The organism is Streptomyces olivoverticillatus, from assembly GCF_014203555.1.
Classification (GTDB): Bacteria; Actinomycetota; Actinomycetes; order Streptomycetales; family Streptomycetaceae; genus Streptomyces; species Streptomyces olivoverticillatus.
Map to the genome: position 1 here is coordinate 129,185 of NZ_JACHJH010000003.1, position 15,620 is coordinate 144,804.

At 74.2% G+C, this 15,620-nt stretch carries 15 protein-coding genes and 1 pseudogene; 5 read left to right on the top strand and 11 right to left on the bottom strand.

The window, feature by feature from the left end:
* Window positions 1-10 precede the first annotated feature (10 nt).
* The 9 genes from FHS39_RS11060 to FHS39_RS11100 all read right to left on the bottom strand — a co-directional run bounded on the left by FHS39_RS11060 (window position 11) and on the right by FHS39_RS11100 (window position 8,948).
* On the bottom strand, window positions 11-226 hold the full coding sequence (locus tag FHS39_RS11060; protein ID WP_184349066.1) for a dodecin: 216 nt from the start codon (window positions 224-226) through the stop codon (window positions 11-13).
* Between the two features lie 113 nt (window positions 227-339).
* Window positions 340-1,314, bottom strand: coding sequence for an L-histidine N(alpha)-methyltransferase (egtD, locus tag FHS39_RS11065; RefSeq protein ID WP_184349068.1), 975 nt, complete (start codon window positions 1,312-1,314; stop codon window positions 340-342).
* Window positions 1,311-2,066, bottom strand: a complete 756-nt coding sequence (egtC, locus tag FHS39_RS11070) for an ergothioneine biosynthesis protein EgtC (protein WP_184349070.1) — start codon at window positions 2,064-2,066, stop codon at window positions 1,311-1,313. Before egtC ends, egtD begins: the two co-directional genes overlap by 4 nt.
* Complete coding sequence (gene egtB / locus FHS39_RS11075) at window positions 2,066-3,394, bottom strand: ergothioneine biosynthesis protein EgtB (RefSeq protein ID WP_184349072.1); 1,329 nt, start codon at window positions 3,392-3,394, stop codon at window positions 2,066-2,068. The genes egtC and egtB overlap by 1 nt, the downstream gene beginning before the upstream one ends.
* Window positions 3,391-4,668 (bottom strand): ergothioneine biosynthesis glutamate--cysteine ligase EgtA, encoded by a 1,278-nt coding sequence (gene egtA, locus FHS39_RS11080; RefSeq protein ID WP_184349074.1) that lies wholly within the window; start codon window positions 4,666-4,668, stop codon window positions 3,391-3,393. Before egtA ends, egtB begins: the two co-directional genes overlap by 4 nt.
* 304 nt (window positions 4,669-4,972) lie before the next feature.
* Window positions 4,973-5,719 carry a bestrophin-like domain gene (locus FHS39_RS11085; protein ID WP_184349076.1) on the bottom strand — a complete coding sequence of 249 codons (747 nt, stop codon included), beginning with the start codon at window positions 5,717-5,719 and terminating at the stop codon, window positions 4,973-4,975.
* Between the two features lie 31 nt (window positions 5,720-5,750).
* Window positions 5,751-6,443 (bottom strand): hypothetical protein, encoded by a 693-nt coding sequence (locus FHS39_RS11090; RefSeq protein ID WP_184349078.1) that lies wholly within the window; start codon window positions 6,441-6,443, stop codon window positions 5,751-5,753.
* A 97-nt stretch (window positions 6,444-6,540) separates the two neighbouring features.
* Window positions 6,541-7,305, bottom strand: a complete 765-nt coding sequence (locus tag FHS39_RS11095) for a crotonase/enoyl-CoA hydratase family protein (protein WP_184349080.1) — start codon at window positions 7,303-7,305, stop codon at window positions 6,541-6,543.
* Window positions 7,302-8,948, bottom strand: a complete 1,647-nt coding sequence (locus FHS39_RS11100; RefSeq protein WP_184349082.1) for an acyl-CoA dehydrogenase family protein — start codon at window positions 8,946-8,948, stop codon at window positions 7,302-7,304. The genes FHS39_RS11095 and FHS39_RS11100 overlap by 4 nt, the downstream gene beginning before the upstream one ends.
* 110 nt (window positions 8,949-9,058) lie before the next feature.
* Between FHS39_RS11100 and FHS39_RS11105 the strand changes: the two genes are divergently transcribed.
* The 5 genes and pseudogenes from FHS39_RS11105 to FHS39_RS11125 form a co-directional block, all read left to right on the top strand.
* Window positions 9,059-9,820 carry a PaaX family transcriptional regulator C-terminal domain-containing protein gene (locus FHS39_RS11105; RefSeq protein WP_184349084.1) on the top strand — a complete coding sequence of 254 codons (762 nt, stop codon included), beginning with the start codon at window positions 9,059-9,061 and terminating at the stop codon, window positions 9,818-9,820.
* A 127-nt stretch (window positions 9,821-9,947) separates the two neighbouring features.
* Window positions 9,948-10,652, top strand: a complete 705-nt coding sequence (locus FHS39_RS11110) for a response regulator transcription factor (RefSeq protein WP_184349086.1) — start codon at window positions 9,948-9,950, stop codon at window positions 10,650-10,652.
* A gap of 28 nt (window positions 10,653-10,680) precedes the next feature.
* The gene (locus FHS39_RS11115) at window positions 10,681-12,144 is read left to right on the top strand and encodes an ATP-binding protein (protein ID WP_184349088.1); all 1,464 of its coding nucleotides are present in this window, start codon (window positions 10,681-10,683) and stop codon (window positions 12,142-12,144) included.
* Window positions 12,141-12,707, top strand: a complete 567-nt coding sequence (locus tag FHS39_RS11120) for a hypothetical protein (protein WP_184349090.1) — start codon at window positions 12,141-12,143, stop codon at window positions 12,705-12,707. Before FHS39_RS11115 ends, FHS39_RS11120 begins: the two co-directional genes overlap by 4 nt.
* A gap of 30 nt (window positions 12,708-12,737) precedes the next feature.
* A pseudogene (locus tag FHS39_RS11125) lies at window positions 12,738-13,454 on the top strand (NADPH-dependent F420 reductase); the annotation flags it as partial.
* 33 nt (window positions 13,455-13,487) lie between these two features.
* Here FHS39_RS11125 and FHS39_RS11130 read toward each other — a convergent pair.
* Window positions 13,488-13,994: a MarR family transcriptional regulator gene (locus FHS39_RS11130; RefSeq protein ID WP_184349094.1), complete on the bottom strand. Its 507-nt coding sequence runs from the start codon at window positions 13,992-13,994 to the stop codon at window positions 13,488-13,490.
* Between the two features lie 81 nt (window positions 13,995-14,075).
* Window positions 14,076-15,605 (bottom strand): FUSC family protein, encoded by a 1,530-nt coding sequence (locus FHS39_RS11135; protein ID WP_184349096.1) that lies wholly within the window; start codon window positions 15,603-15,605, stop codon window positions 14,076-14,078.
* Between the last annotated feature and the right edge of the window lie 15 nt (window positions 15,606-15,620).

Genomic DNA, 15,620 nt, shown 5'->3' on the forward strand with positions numbered 1-15,620 from the left:
GAGGCGGGGCTCAGCCGCTGTCCTCCAGCCGGAAGCCCACCTTCAGGCCGACCTGGAAGTGAGCGATCGCGCCGTCCTCGAGATGGCCGCGGATCTGGGTGACCTCGAACCAGTCGAGCTCCCGCAGCGTCTGCGCGGCGCGGGCGATCCCGTTGCGGATCGCATCGTCCAGCCCGTCGTGCGACGAGCCGACGATCTCTGTCACCCGGTACGTGTGATGGGACATGCCCCCACCGTGCCCCACCCCCGGCCCCCGCGCGAGGCGGGTGGGCCGATGGGGGGGCTCCGGCAGGGCCCGCCCCGGGCCGCCGCGAAGCAAGCGGCGGCCCGGGGCGGGCGTCACGCCGGCTTGTCGGTCGGTACGGACAGGGAGAGGGCGAAGCGGCCCTGCTCGTCGGTCCACCAGTGGGTCAGCTCCAGCCCCGCCGCCGCCAGCTCCTGCCGGACGCCCTCGCGGCGGAACTTCGCCGAGACCTCGGTGCGCAGCTCCTCGCCCGCCTCGAAGTGCACCGCGAGGTCCAGGGCCGGGACCTTCGCCACCACGGGCGTACGGGCCCGCAGCCGCATCTCGATCCACTCCTGCCGCCTGTCCCACACGGCCACGTGGTCGAAGTCGGCGGGGTCGAAATCGGCGCCCAGTTCGCGGTTGATGACGGACAGCACGTTCTTGTTGAAGGCGGCGGTGACGCCCTGCGGGTCGTCGTAGGCCCGTACGAGCACGTTCTCGTCCTTGACCAGGTCCGTGCCCAGCAGCAGCGCGTCGCCCGGGGCGAGCCCGGAGCGGACGCCGGCGAGGAACGTGGCCCGCTCGGCGGGCAGCAGATTGCCGATCGTGCCGCCGAGGAAGGCCACCAGCCGCGGCCCCGGCACGTCCGGCAGGGACAGCCCGTACTGGAAGTCGGCGACCAGGGCGTGCACCGTCAGCTCCGGATGCTCGGAGAGCAGCGTCTGTGCGGCGCCCCGCAGGGCGCTCTCGCTGACGTCCACCGGTACGTAGGTGTCCAGCGAGCCCAGCTCGCGGATGAGGTGGCGGGTCTTGTCGGAGGAGCCGGAACCCAGCTCCACCAGGGCGCGGGCGCCGGTGGCGTCGGCGATGTCGGCCGAGCGGGAGATGAGGATCTCGCGCTCGGCGCGTGTCGGGTAGTAGTCGGGCAACAGGGTGATCTCGTCGAAGAGTTCACTGCCGCGCGCGTCGTAGAACCACTTCGGAGGGAGCTCCTTGGGCGAGCGGGTCAGCCCTTCGGTGACGTCCGCGCGCAGCGCCGCGGCGGTCGCGTCGAGGGGGAGGGTACGGGTGAGGACGAACGGGCTCACTGCCAGGGCTCCTTGAGCGGGGAGAGCGTGACGTCGGTGCGGTCGGCGATGAGAAGGGTGTGGTCGGGGACCTCGGTCCAGTGCGGATCGTCGTCGTAGGGTTCGGAGGCCACGGCCGTCCGGCCGGCCGGCCCGGTCAGGTACCAGAGGGTGTCGCCCCAGGTGGTGGCGGCGATGCGTGCGCCGTCGGTCAGCAGCAGGTTCAGCCGGGCGCCGGGGGCCGCGTCGGCCGCGGCCTTCACCGTGTCTGCCAGCGTCTGCTCCACCGGCTCGCCCCGGCGCAGCCGGTGCGCCAGCAGCGCCCAGAGGAACGCGGCGTCGCACCGCGCCTCCATCCGAAGCAGCTCCTCGGCCGGCACCTGGGAGGCGAGGGGGAGCACGGACTCCGGGTAGCCGGGGACCGCGCCGTTGTGGCTGAACAGCCACGGGCCGTCGGCGAACGGGGCGGCGGCGGCCTCCCCGTCGGCACTGGGCACGGTGGCGTCCCGGACGGCGGCGAGCAGCGCACCGGTGTGGACCACCCGTGCGAGGTCGGCGAAGGAGGGGTCGGCCCACATGGGCCCGGTCCGCCGGTAGCGGGCGGGCCGGGGGTCGCCCGGTGCGTACCAGCCGACGCCGAAGCCGTCCGCGTTGACCGTGCCGTGCTGTTGCCGGCGCGGCTGCCAGGCCTGGCGGAAGAGCGAGTGGGATGGGTCCACGACGGCCGAGCCGATGGAGGCCGGCGGGCCCACCACTGCCAGGTGCCGGCACATCAGACGGGCTCCGCATCGCGCGCCGTGCGGAAGCCGGAGAAGATCTGCCGGCGGATCGGCAGGTCCCAGTTGCGGAACGTCCCCCGGCAGGCCACCGGGTCGACGGCGAACGATCCACCGCGCAGCACCTTGTAGGAGGTGCCGAAGAAGACCTCGGAGTACTCGCGGTAGGGGAAGGCCCTGAACCCCGGGTAGGGCAGGAAGTCGCTGGACGTCCACTCCCATACGTCGCCGATCAGCTGCCGCACCCCCAGCGGCGAGGCGCCGCGCGGGTAGGCGCCGACGGGGGCCGGGCGCAGGTGCCGCTGCCCGAGATTGGCGTGCTCGGGCGTGGGGTCCGCATCGCCCCAGGGATAGCGCAGCGAGCGCCCGGTGGCGGGGTCGTGGCGGGCGGCCTTCTCCCACTCCGCCTCCGTGGGCAGGCGCCGCCCCGCCCACGCGGCGTACGCCTCGGCCTCGTACCAGCTGACGTGCAGGACGGGCTCGGCCTGCGGCACCGGCTCCACCACCCCGAATTGGCGCCGCATCCAGGTGGTGCCCTCGCGCCGCCAGAACAGCGGTGCGCGCAGGCCGTGGCGGAGCACCTGGGCCCAGCCCTCGGGGTGCCACCAGCGCGGCTCCTCGTAGCCGCCGTCCTCGATGAAGCGCAGGTAGGAGCCGTTGCTCACCGGCAGGGTGTCGATGAAGAAGGACGGCACGAAGCGGTGGTGGGCCGGCCGCTCGTTGTCCAGGGCCCACGGCTCGGTGGAGGTGCCCATGGTGAACGGTCCGCCCTCCACCAGCACTTCGGCGGGGAGCAGGGCCGCGTCCGGGACCGCGGGCGGCGGCTCGGGCGCGGTCAGCACGGCCGGGCCCGAGCGCAGCTGGTGCGTGATGAGCATCGTTTCGTCGTGTTGCTGTTCGTGCTGGGCGACCATGCCGAAGGCGAAGCCGTCCTCGACCAGCGGCCCGGCGCCGAACAGCGGCGCCGTGTGCAGCACGTCCAGAGCCCGCTTGCGGACGTCCGCGGCATAGCTGCGCGCCTCGTCCGGGCCCAGCAGCGGCAGCGACGGCCGCTCGGCCCGCGGATGCTCGAAGGCGTCGTACACCGAGTCGATCTCGGGCCGCAGCGCCTCCTGTCCGGCGACGGCGCGCAGCAGCCACAGCTCTTCCTGGTTGCCGATGTGCGCCAGGTCCCACACCAGCGGCGACATCAACGGCGAGTGCTGTGCGGCCAGTTCGCGCTCGTCCACACAGTCGGTGAGGATGCGGGTGCGCTCGCGGGCGGTGAGCAGGGCGTCCACGGCGCGCTCCCGCAACGTGTCGGGGTCCACCCCTGGGGCGGTCATGGGCGGCCCTCCTTGCCGGTGATGTGGTCGAGCAGGTCGTCGGCGGGACATCGGCCGCGCTCGACGTAGCGGCCGGTGAAGTCGTCGACGGCGTCCAGGACGCGGCGCGGGACCCCCATGCGGGGCAGCGCCTCCCGGGCCGCGGCGAAGCAGGCGAGGGCCGCGGCGTGCAGCTCCGGGTCGGCCAGGCCGTGCCGGGCCGCCCTGCGCCACAGCGGGCTGCGCGGCGGCTGCCCGCCCGCGGTGTCGCCCAGCGGCTTGACCGCGCGGTAGGCGGCCTCCGCGGCCGCCGGGTCGTCGAACAGCGCGGCGGTCACCGCGAGCGGCACCAGCCAGCCGTCCTCGCCCGGCTGCGCGTCGATCATGCGCAGCTCCAGATGGCCGCGCGGCCTTATCGGCGGGAAGAGCGTGGTCATGTGGTAGGCCACGTCCCCGGCGGTCAGCGGCCGCGGCCGCCCCGTCTGCGCCCACCGGCGCAGGCTGAGCCCCTGCTGCACGGGCCAGGGCTCTTCCTCGGACCGGACGAACATCACCGGCGCATCCAGCACGTACGCCGCCCACGCCGCCCGCAGGTCGTGATCGTCGGCCGGGGCCAGGGTGCGGCCCGGGTCCATCCGCGCGTAGCAGGCCTGCCGGGTGGACCGCCACCCGGTGGGGACGCCCATGTGCAGGGGGGAGTTGGCGAAGGCCGCGGAGAGCACCGCGCCCAGCAGATGCGCCAGCCGCCACCGGTGGCGGTGGCCCAGCGGCCCGGACTCCTCCAGCCCCGCATCCACGCAGACCTGCACCGATGCCGTCCGGCACATCACCGTGCGCCCGGCACCGTTGATGCGGTCGTAGTAGATCTCCATCGCGTTGTAGCGGGCGTCCGTCAGGACGCGGGACGGCTGGAACCACGGTTCTTTGCCGTAGCCGTCGAGGATGAGCCCCAGGGAGAGCAGCTCGGTCCGGGCGAGGGAGAGATCGGCGGAGACGTCCTCGACGCAGGTGGTGAGGGATTCCGCGGGCTGCGAGCTGAATTCCAGCTGGCCGCCGGGCTCCACCGTCAGCACCGAACGCAGCGGGAGTTCACGCATGCGGTCGGCTGCGGCTGCCAGCCGGGCCGGTGCGACGGGGCGCGTGGGGTCGTACAGATCGTGGACGAGCCATTCCAGCTCGACACCGAGGAGCCGGGGCGGGCCGGTCTTGAAACAGATACCGCGTACGAACGCGTCGGCTTCGGACTCGCCGACCGGCCTGGTGAGGCCGTCCTCGTCAGCAAAGCAGTCGGTCACGCTGCTACCTCCCGTCCGGTTGGCCTGTACCCGGAAATCCCCGGCGACAGTCGGCTCGGTGGAGCCGGGGGCCGGGAACCGGCCAGGGTAATCGAACGGCGGTGCGGGCCGCGCTTTCTTCGGCTTTCATGGTCACCAAGACATTGTGTCGATCTCTCGGCGCCCCCGCCAGAGGGGAACGTACGGTCGTTCACCTGGCCGTCGCGCACCTGACCGCATCGCGTGTGACCGCAGGCCGGAGCCCCGCCGTCCCCCTGTGCCGGACGTGCCGGAGGGGGGCCGCGGGGCTCGCTGTGCCTGCCGGTCAGACGGGAAACATGTCGGTGAACGGGCCGGAGGAGTCGGCGATTTCGTGCCCGAAGGGCGCGTTGAAGTCCCAGATGAGGAAGAGGAGGAAGGCGATCAGTGCGCTGTACAGGCCCGCCAGCAGCAACTCCCGCGGCGACCGCCTGATCTGCAGGGCGAAGATCAGCCCCACCGCCACCAATGCCCCGGCGATCAGCCCGAACCACACGACTCCCGGCATGGTGTCGTCAGAGTCGCCCGCCCGCGCGCCCCGTGCCGCGTCCGCCGCGCCCACCTGGTCCAGCAGCGGCTGGTAGGACTGGGCCTCGTGGTCGTTGCGCGGCTGGTAGGAGGTCACGTCCGCGCGGACCTTCTCGAGCAGCCGCTCCCCCTCGTCGGTGAGCTTCTGATCGTTGAGCATCACCGGCCACTCCTTGTGGACCACGTAACTCGCGTAGGCGTCGACGTCCTTGCGCGTCTGGTCGCGGACGGCCGGTGCGTAGACCTGCACCCGCTCGGAGATCTCGTGCAGCGCCTGGACCTCGGCGCGCACGGTGTCCTGCGCGGTGTTGCGCGCCTCCCAGACACCGGCGATGGCCAGGCCCAGCACGATGGCGTAGACCACTCCGACCATCATCGTCATGTACTCGATGACGTCCGGGGTTTCGGAGGGGTCTTGGTGCCTGCGCCCCCGGAACACGGTGATGGTGAGGACGACGGCGATGGCCGCGGCCATCGTGATGAGCAGTACGAGCCACTCGTCCAAGGGAAACCTCCAGGTGGGTCGCGGGTGCGGGTCAGCGGCTGCGGCCGCCGCCCGGGCGCGGCGAGGCGGCGGCGAGCACGGCCGGGGCGACGAGCAGCAGGGTCATGGTGACGAGCGAAGTGCCGCCGTGCGACGGCTTGGTGGCCACCGGGTGGTAGGCGCGCAGGGGGATGCGCGGGGCATGTCCGGCGGCAAGGGGGCGTGGCGCGGGCAGCTGGTGCGGCAGGGGCGGCAGGGGCGGTGACGGCCGGCGGAGCGCGGCCGGGGCCGGTGCGGCGGATGGTGCGGGAGGCGGCGTGGGCCGGGGGGCCGGCTTCTCGGGCCGTGCGGGCTTCTCGGCCGGTGGTGCCGGGGGCGTGGGAGACGGCTGCTCCGCGGGCGGCGCGGGCGCCGGACAGCGGGCGAACTCGGCGATGACCGTGACGTCTTGAGTGCGGGCGATCAGGCAGTGCGGGCCGCGGTGGACGAAGACGGCCGCGGGCGGCGGGCCCGCCGTGGGGGAGGGGCCGTCCGGTCGCGTCCCGGCGCGGGCCGCGAGCGATTCGCCGGAGCGGGCGACGACGGCGCCGTCGGTCCGGAAGACGCGGAGCGGGCCGGACCGGGTGGCGGTGGGGGGTGCTTCGACGGTGGCGTCGTCATCGGGGGCGGGCCCTGCCCCTGCCGTCGCCAGCACGGCCGCCACCGCCACGCACCCCGCACGCCCCACCCGCCGCCATCCGCTCACGCGGAGATCATTGCGGGCCGCCGAGGCACCGCGCCCGGTTCATCGGCCGAATTCCTCCGATGGGATGAATTCGGGACATGGGCCGGGGAGGGCGGGCTTACGGGCCGGTGAAGTCCCCGTGTCTGCCCGCCCCCGCGGCGAAGCGGGCCGCGCCATCGGCCGCCTCGGCCAACGAAGCGGTGCCGCAGGCGAATTCACGGTCCATGGCCCGGCCCTCGGTCAGGCCTTCCTGGTCCAGCAGCGAGGCGTGGTCCCCGCGCAGGCAGGTCTGCGGGAAGCGGGCGATCTCCGCCGCCAGCCGCTCGGCCGCCGCCCGGGCCCGCCCCGTCGGGACCAGCCGGTTGGCGAGCCCCATCTCGTAGGCCTCCCGGGCCGGCACGGGGCGGCCGGTCAGGATCATGTCCATGGCCCGGCTCGTGCCGATCAGGCGGGGCAGCCGGACGGTGCCGCCGTCGATCAGCGGCACGCCCCAGCGGCGGCAGAACACCCCGAAGACGGCGTCCTCTTCGGCCACCCTCAGGTCGCACCAGAGCGCCAGCTCCAGCCCGCCCGCCACCGCGTGGCCGCTCACCGCCGCGATCACCGGCTTCGACAGCCGCAGCCGGGTGGGGCCCATCGGCCCGTCCCCGTCGGAGGCGACCCGGTTGCCGCGCGCGGTGCCCATGGCCTTGAGGTCGGCGCCCGCGCAGAACGTGCCGCCCTCGCCCCACAGCACCGCCACCCGGGCGGCCTCGTCCGCCTCGAACGCCCGGAAGGCCGCGGCCAGTTCCCGGGCGGTCGGCCCGTCCACGGCGTTGCGCGCCTCCGGCCGGGAGAGCACCACGGTGGTGACGGGTCCCTGCCGTTCGGTGCGGACGGTCACGGCGTGTCCTTGGGCAGCGCCCGGTCGAGGACCGGCGCCAGGTCCGTGTCCGGGGGCAGGGTGCCGAAGGCCCGTCCCCAGTCACCGCCGAGGCGGGAGGCGCAGAAGGCGTCGGCGACGGCCGGCGGGGAGTGGCGGACGAGGAGGGAGCCCTGGAGGACGAGGGTGAGCTGTTCGGCGAGGCGGCGGGCGAGGAGCTGGGCGCGGTAGGGGTCGTCGAGCGAGCCCAGCAGCTTGCGCAGCCGCCCGGCCGCGGCGTCCAGCCGGGCATCTGCCCCGGCGGCCTCGCCGATCTCCGCGAAGTACGCGTCCAGGGCGGCCGGTTCGCGGGTCAGGGCCCGCAGCACGTCCAGCGCCGCCACATTGCCCGAGCCCTCCCAGATGGACAGCAGCGGGGCCTCGCGGTAGATCCGGGGCATGCCGGACTCCTCGACGTAGCCGTTGCCGCCCAGGCACTCCAGGGCCTCGGCGGCGTGCGCGCTGCCGCGCTTGCACACCCAGTACTTGCCCGCGGCCAGGCCGATCCGCCGCAGCGCCGCCTCCTGCGCGTCGCCCGCCTCCGACCGGTCCAGCGCCGCGGCCAGCCGCATGGCCAGTACCGTCGCCGCCTCCGACTCCACGGCGAGGTCGGCCAGCACGTTGCGCATCAGCGGCTGGCCGGCCAGTTCGGCGCCGAACGCCCGCCGGTGCCGGGCGTGGTGCAGGGCCTGGCGCAGCCCGGCCCGCATGCCGGCGGCCGAGCCGACGACGCAGTCGAGACGGGTCATGTTGACCATCTCGACGATGGTGCGCACCCCGCGCCCCGGCTCTCCCACCGGCCAGGCCACGGCCTGCTCGTACTCGATCTCGGCCGAGGCGTTGGAGCGGTTGCCGAGCTTGTCCTTCAGCCGCTGCAGCCGCATGGCGTTGCGGGTGCCGTCCGGCAGTACGCGCGGCATCAGGAAGCAGGTGAGCCCGGCATCCGTCTGGGCCAGCACCAGGAAGACGTCGCTCATGGGGGCCGAGGTGAACCACTTGTGCCCGGTGAGGACGTAGGTGCCGTCGCCCGCGGGCACGGCCGTCGTCGTGTTGGCCCGGACGTCCGAGCCGCCCTGCTTCTCCGTCATCGACATGCCGGCGATCAGGCCCCGCTTGCCGAGCGGCGGCCGCAGCCCGTAGTCGTACGTCCGGGACGCGAGCAGCGGTTCGTAGTGGGCGGCCAGCTCGGGCTGGGCGCGCAGGGCGGGCACGGCGGCGTAGGTCATCGAGATCGGACAGCCGTGGCCGGGCTCGGCCTGGGCCCACACATAGAACTTCGCGGCCCGCACCAGATGGCCGCCGGGGCGCGCCTCGGCCCAGGGCGCGGCGTGCTGGCCGCTCTCCACCGCGGCGGCCATCAGGTGGTGCCAGGCGGGGTGGAAGTCGACCTCGTCGATGCGGTGGCCGTAGCGGTCGTGGGTGCGCAGGACGGGCGGGGTCGCCTCGGCCATCCGGGCCCAGTCCTGCACCTCCTGGGAACCGGCCCGCTCGCCCAGCGCCCGGACCTCCGCCTCGCCCCAGCCGCCGCCGTCGCGGTGCAGCGCCTCCAGCAGCGCGGGGTCGTCGGCGGTGGAGAAGCCGGTCAGCGGCGGGGCCTGGTTGAACACTTCGTGGGTGGCGCTCACGGCGACCTCCGGGCGGTGAGGGGGACCAAGCGAGAGGTATTACAGTTTTATGATGCGTGATCCGAGAGTGTAATGACCAGGGTTTCGAAAGGATCGGGGTTCCGGCCGCCATGAACGAATCCGCCACCGCCTCCCTCGCCCTGCGGCCGCTGACCGCGCGCTCGGTGGTGCTCTCCACCCTTCTCGGCCACCACCCGGCCGCGCTCCCGGCGCGGGCGCTCGTACGGGTCGGCGAGCTCTTCGGCACCGCCGAGGGCACCGTGCGCACCGCCCTGACCCGGATGACCGCCGCCGGTGACCTCGAGCAGCGCGACGGCACCTACCGGCTCACCGACCGCCTGCTGGCCCGCCAGGCCCGGCAGGACGACAGCCGCGCCCCGCGCACCCGCCCCTGGGACGGCACCTGGGAGATCGCCGTCGTCACCTCCGAACGCCGCCCGGCCCCCGACCGCGCGGCCCTCCGGTCGGCGATGGCCGCGCTGCGCCTGGCCGAGCTGCGCGAGGGGTGCTGGCTGCGACCGGCCAACCTGCTCCGGGAGCGGCCGCCGGTGGTGGACGGGCAGTGCACGCTGCTCGCGGGCGCCGCGCCGGAAGGCGATCCGGCGGCGCTGGCGGCCGCGCTGTGGGACCTGGACGGCTGGGCCCGGCGGGCCCGCGCCCTGGAAGCGGCCCTGGCGGAGCTGCCGGAGGGCCCCGACCGGCTGCCCGAGCGGTTCACGGTCTCCGCGGCCGTGCTGCGGCACCTGCTGGCCGACCCGGTCCTGCCCTCCGCGCTGCTCCCCGACGACTGGCCCGGCGACCGGCTGCGCCGCCGCTACGAGGTGTTCGACCAGAGCTTCCGCGCGCTGCTGCTGCGGCACATCGAGGGCTGAGCGGGCCGGCTGCCCGGCGCCCCGGAGCCTCGGAATATGCCTCCGGAATATGAGGAGTCCGTGACAGTTCCGGCAGTCAGCGGACCCTGATGCCCGCTTGTGCAATGAGACGACCGATACTGTCCGCATGTCACGCGTGCTTCTGATCGAGGACGACCGGGCCGTCAGGGAAGGGGTCACCCTCACCCTGCGCCGCCGCGGCCACGAGGTCGAGGCCGCGGCCACCGGCGAGGCCGGGCTCACCGCCCTGGACGCCTTCCGCCCGGACCTGGTGCTGCTCGACCTGATGCTGCCCGACAAGAGCGGCTTCGAGGTCTGCCGCCGCATCCGCGCCACCCAGCAGATCCCGATCATCATGCTCACCGCCCGCGGCGACGACATCGACGTCGTCCTCGGTCTGGAGGCGGGAGCCGACGACTACATCGTCAAGCCCGCCCGCGGCGAGGTCCTCGAAGCCCGGATCCGGGCCGTCCTGCGCCGCGCCGCCCCCGTCGACGGCGGCGGCCCCGACCCCGCGGCGGAACGCGCGGCCGCCGAGGTGCACGGCGACCTCACCATCGACCGCGCGGGCCTGCTCGTCTCCAAGAACGGCCAGGACCTGGCGCTCGCCCCCTCCGAGATGAAGCTGCTGCTGTACCTCTCGGCCACCCCGGGCCGCGTCTTCAGCCGCCAGCAGCTCCTCGAACACGTCTGGGAGCACAGCTACCACGGCGACGCCCGGCTGGTCGACGCCTGCGTGATGCGGCTGCGCACCAAGGTCGAGGACTCCTCGCGCTCCCCGAGGTACATCCAGACCGTGCGGGGCTTCGGCTACCGCTTCGGACCCGTGTGAGAGCGGCCGGCCACCTGTGAAACCACCTGTGCCGCGCCGCCCTGCCCTGGGCACCCTGGCCCGGGGCCTGCGCGCCCGGCTGGTCGTCGCGTTCCTGCTGGTCGCCGCGCTCAGCGCGCTCACCACGGCCGCGCTCACCTTCCGCGAGGCCCGTACCGCCATCCTCAAGCGCACCCAGGACACGGCCGTCCAGGCCCTGCGCGCCCAGGTCAACTCGCAGGTGCCCGACCTCCGCTTCCCGCCGCGCACCGTCGATCTGGTGAAGTTCACCCAGGAACTGGAGCGCTCCGGGCAGGCCGCCGAGCACTGGACCATCCACACCCGCTACAAGGACGGCCCCGTCGTGCCCGGCGGCCGCCGGGGCGACAAGGGCATACCGGAAGGCGTGCAGAAGAAGGTCCGCGCCGGCATAGCCGCCTTCCAGCGCATCGAGGTCGACGGCGAACCCCTGCTCGTCATCGGCCTGCCCGTGGCCTACAGCGACGGCGCCGGCGAGATGTCGGGCCTGGAGGTCTACGCCGAGGTGCGGCTGCGCGAGGACAAGGCCAACGTCAGCGCCCTGGTCGAGGCCGCGCAGAGCGGCGCCCTGCCCGCCATGGCGCTGGCCCTGGTCCCGGCCCTCTTCGCCGCCCGCGGCGTGCTGCGGCCCGTACGCGAACTGCGGCGCGCCACCCAGAAGATCACCGCCGGGGAGCTGGACACCCGGCTGAAGGTGACCGGGCGCGACGAGCTCGCCGACCTGTCGAGGACCTTCAACGACATGGCGGAGGCGCTGGAGGAGAACGTCGCCGAGCTGCGCCGCATGGAGTCCAACTCCCGCCGCTTCGCCGCCGACGTCTCGCACGAACTGCGCACCCCGCTCGCCGCGATGACGGCGGTCGTCGACGTCCTGGACGAGGACGCCGCCATGCTCGACCCCGACACCGCCCACGCGGTCCGCCTCATCAGCGAGGAGACCGGAAAGCTGGCCCGCATGGTCGAGGACCTGATGGAGATATCCCGCTTCGACGCCGGAGCCGCCGCCCTGCACCTGGACGAGGTCGACGTCGCCGAGACCGTCCGCAAGACCCTGCAGGCCCGCGGCTGGCAGGACAAGGTCGCCGCCGACCTGCCCGAGGGCGTACGGGCCAGGCTCGACCCGCGCCGCATCGACGTGGTGGTCGCCAACCTCGTCGGCAACGCCCTGCGGCACGGCGGCGAGCCGGTCGGCGTGACCGTCCGGGTCGAGGGCGCCGCCGACGGCCGACGGCTGCTGATCGAGGTGGCCGACCGGGGCGAGGGCATCGACCCCGAGGTGCTGCCCCACGTCTTCGAGCGGTTCTTCAAGGCGGACGCCGCCCGGGTCCGCTCCGAGGGCAGCGGCCTCGGCCTCGCCATCACCATGGAGAACGCCCGGCTGCACGACGGCACCGTACGCGCCGCCAACGGGCCCGACGGGGGAGCGGTGTTCACCCTCGACCTGCCGCTGCGCCGGGGAGGGGAGGAGGCATGAGGGCGCGACGAGCCCTGGCCGCGCTCACCCTGTGCGGCGCGTTCGCGGGGACGCTGACGGCGTGCGGCATCGAGTCGACCGAGGTCATCGAGGTGGGGCAGCCCGCGACGGGCGCCAAGCGGCCGGGCATGCCGGTGAAGGAGGCCCGGCTCTACTTCGGCTTCCCCGGCGGCGGCGTCCTCGGCGTCTCCCGTCCGGCCGGTGACGAGGTGACCGCCGAGGAGGCGATCCCGCTGCTGCTGGAGGGGCCCAACGAGGCCGAGCGGATGCGGGGGTTGTACTCGGAGGTGCCCAGGCTGCCGAAGAAGGACAGCCGGGTCGACGTCGTCACCAGCCACGGCCGCGTCACCATCCAGATGCCGGTGGACCCCACCCGCATCTCGCCGGTCGCCCGCCGGCAGCTGGTGTGCACGGCCGCCCACAACTCCGTCCCCGGCAACCTGCCCGCGGACGAGGTGAAGGTCGACCTGGCCGGTGCGGGCCGGACCATGACCGACCAGATCTGCGACAACAACTACGTCGCGCCCGGGACCGTGTCGCAGGCCGCGCCGACGTCGCCCTGACCTCCCCGTACGGCACGGAATAGATGCCGTACGGGTGAGGTTGTGGCCAGACGCGACGCACCCGTCGCCACACCTCCGGAGGACTCCATGAAGATCGGCATCATCGGCGCCGGCAACATCGGCGGCAACCTCACCCGGCGGCTGACCGCTCTCGGGCACGACGTCTCCGTCGCCAACTCCCGTGGCCCGCACACCCTGACGGAGCTGGCCGAGGAGACCGGCGCCACCCCCGTCACCGTGCCGGAGGCGGCGCGCGGCGCCGAGGTCGTGGTGGTCACCATTCCGCTCAAGGCCGTCCCGGACCTGCCGTCCGGGCTGTTCGACGAGGCCGCCGAGGGCGTCGCGGTCATTGACACCGGCAACTACTACCCCAAGGAGCGGGACGGCCGGATCGCCGCCATCGAGGAGGGTCTGCCGGAGAGCCGCTGGACCGAGCAGCACCTCGGGCACCGCGTCATCAAGGCGTTCAACGGCACCTTCGCCCAGGACATCATCGACAGACCGCTCCCCAAGGGGCACCCCGAGCGGCTCGCCTTCCCGGTGGCCGGCGACGACGAGGCCGCCAAGAAGGTGGTCCGCGACCTCATGGACGAACTGGGCTTCGACACCGTCGACGCGGGCGGCATCGACGACTCCTGGCGCCAGCAGCCCGACACGCCCGTCTATGGGATCCGGGCGGGCGTCGACGCGGTCGTGAAGGCCCTCGCCGAGGCGTCCCCGGAGCGGCCGGAGGCCTTCCGGGCGTAGCCACTTCGTACGACCCGCCTTGGGGGTCTCCGGCTACGGCTGCAGACCCCCCAGTCGTCCCTCCAGCAGCACCAGCAACTCCGCCAGCGTCCCGGCGAGCTCCGCCTGGCGGTCCTCGCCGAGCCCCTCCAGCAGCGCCTGCTCGTAGTCCAGCTGATGGGGGATCAGCCGGTCGATCAGCTCCTGCCCCGGCTGTGTCAGGGACAGGTGTGCCACCCGTCGGTCCCGGTCGTCGGCCCGCCGCGCGACCAGCCCCCGCTGCTCCAGCACCCGCAGCCGCTTCGTCACCGCCGCCCCGGACGCGAACGTCTCCCGGGCGATCTGCCCCGGCGTCAGCTCCCGGCCCGTACGCCGCAGCGTGCCCAGAATGTCGAATTCGGCCCGCGTCAGCCCTTCGTGCACCAAGGGGGCGTCCGTCGCCTGCTGGAGCAGCGCCGCGCAGCGGTTGAGCCTGCCGATGACGGCCATCGGTGCGGTGTCCAGCCCGGGGTGGACCTGCTGCCACTGGCGCAGCACGCGCGCGACGATGTCCTCGGCCACAGTGTCGGTCCTCTCCAGTCGGTCTCCCGGTAATTCTGCCGTGACCGCCGCCGCAGCGGCCCACCGCACTCCCGTGCCGTGCTAAGCCGTCGTGACCAGGGCGGCCAGCGCCCGGTGCCCCTCGCGTTCCTCCTGTGCCACCCGGTCCTCGGGCAGGGCGGGCTGCCACCACTCGCCGGCCGCGACGTCCGCGGCCTCCCGCAGCTCCACGAGCGCGGCGGTGAGCTGCTCCCGCGAGTGGCCCGCCTCCCGGGCCAGGCGGGCGCGGTGCAGCGCGGTCTCGACGCGACCGGCCGCGCGCCGGTTGGTGACCAGGACGCAGACGGCGAGGCTCAGCGTCACGCCCACCAGGGTGTCGGTCCAGCGGTCGCCGGCCAGCCCCGCGGCCGGGTGCGGGCCGCCGAACTCGCCCAGCAGCAGCGCCATGGGCGTGACGCAGACGCTGCCCAGCCAGTAGTTGCGGGCCATGGACGCCTCGGCGCCGATCTGCAGCGCCAGGGCGGTCAGCACCAGCGCGATCTGGCCCGTCCTGGCGACGGGCAGCAGTGCGGTGAAGACCGCCAGCCCCACGAGATTGCCGACCACCCGCTGCACCCCACGCTGCCAGGACAGCGTGGTGTTGGCCTGGCACACCGAGGCGGCGGTGACGACGGCCCAGTATGGATGGGCGCTGCCGAGCGCCAGGGACGTCCACCCGGCCAGGGCCGCGCCGACGGCGACGCGCGCACCGACGGGCAGCAGCGGGGAGCCGGGGCGCAGCCGGGCCAGGACGGTCCGGGCCCCGCCCGGCTTCGGTGCGGTGGGTTCGGGGCGTGCGGCGGGTACGTCCTTCGGCAGCGGCCCGCCCCGGCGCAGGGTGCGGGCCCAGCTCCGCAGCCGTTCCGCCTCGTCCGGGCCGTTCCCCGCCGCCGACAGCGCGGCCTCGGCGCGCGCCACGAAGGGCGCAAGGGTGCTCGTCCGCGCGGGGGAGCAGGCCAGCGCCCGCCGGGCCGCCCCGACGGCGGCGGCCGTCGCGTGCGGTTCTGCACCGGGCAGCCGGGCGGCTGCCTCCAGGGCCCGTGCCGTCGCGATCCGTTCGGGGCCGTCGGGCCGTACGAGCGCGGGGGCCATGCAGATCAGCCACGCGGCCGTTCCGGCGGCCAGCACCAGGCCGAGGTGGGCCGGGACGTCGGCCGCCCGTTGCGGCACGAAGAAGGCCGTGGAGGTCACGAAGGTCAGCACGATGTTGCCCGGCGGCCCCACCCGGGCCGCATCGCACAGCATCTTGTGGGCCGCGGCGACCAGCGACGCGAGCAGCACCAGCACGACGGCCGAGGAGACCAGCGCCGCGGCCGTCAGCGCGGCTCCGACACCGGCGACCGTGCCCAGCACCACCCAGGCCACCGTGCGGGCCCGGGCGGCGTACGGCCGGTCGTGCCCGTAGAGCGCGCACAGCGCCCCGGCCGCGGTGTAGAGCGCCAGGTCGAGCCGGTCCAGCGTGAGCAGGACCGCATCCGCGGCGGCCATGGCGGCGGCTGCGCTCAGCGCGGGCTTGGGCCAGATGTCGGCGGGCCGGTTCAGGCGCAGCAGGCCGCGCAGGGGCAGGGGGCGGACGGGACAGGGCTTCGCCATGCCAAGGAGATTAGC

Excerpts from the sequence above, each read along its gene's own strand:
- FHS39_RS11135 (WP_184349096.1), bottom strand. The coding sequence starts at position 15,605 with ATGGCGAAGCCCTGTCCCGTCCGCCCCCTGCCCCTGCGCGGCCTGCTG.
- FHS39_RS11060 (WP_184349066.1), bottom strand. The coding sequence starts at position 226 with ATGTCCCATCACACGTACCGGGTGACAGAGATCGTCGGCTCGTCGCAC.
- FHS39_RS11120 (WP_184349090.1), top strand. The coding sequence starts at position 12,141 with ATGAGGGCGCGACGAGCCCTGGCCGCGCTCACCCTGTGCGGCGCGTTC.
- FHS39_RS11110 (WP_184349086.1), top strand. The coding sequence starts at position 9,948 with ATGTCACGCGTGCTTCTGATCGAGGACGACCGGGCCGTCAGGGAAGGG.
- egtC (WP_184349070.1), bottom strand. The coding sequence starts at position 2,066 with ATGTGCCGGCACCTGGCAGTGGTGGGCCCGCCGGCCTCCATCGGCTCG.
- FHS39_RS11105 (WP_184349084.1), top strand. The coding sequence starts at position 9,059 with ATGAACGAATCCGCCACCGCCTCCCTCGCCCTGCGGCCGCTGACCGCG.
- egtB (WP_184349072.1), bottom strand. The coding sequence starts at position 3,394 with ATGACCGCCCCAGGGGTGGACCCCGACACGTTGCGGGAGCGCGCCGTG.